This is a genomic window from Pseudomonas sp. AC463 (genome assembly GCF_979253585.1).
Window position 1 is genome coordinate 1 of record NZ_CEEDDZ010000391.1, and the last position, 306, is coordinate 306.

Here is a 306-nt window from a genome sequence, read left to right on the forward strand (position 1 = left end):
GTTCTGGAGCACGCCGAGGGGCGGCGTCAGCTTGTGCAGTTCGGGCATCCCGTTCGCGCGCGGACCCTGAAAACGGACGACGACCACGACGTCCTGTTCCAGCTCGCCACGCTGAAACGCCGCGATCACGTCCAGCTGGTCGTCGAACACGCGCGCGGGTGCCTCGATCACCCAGCGCTCTCGGTCGACCGCCGACACCTTGATGCAGGCACGGCCGATGTTGCCCGCGAGAATGCGCATGCCGCCATCGGCAGAGAAGGGTTGCGCGACCGGTCGCAGGATCGTCTCGTCGCCGCTCGCACCGGG

The 306-nt window shown here is 68.3% G+C and carries 1 pseudogene; it reads right to left on the reverse strand.

Annotated features, from left to right (window positions below):
* Positions 1-306 (reverse strand): annotated as a pseudogene (locus AC0IYH_RS30670) (phosphogluconate dehydratase); the annotation flags it as partial.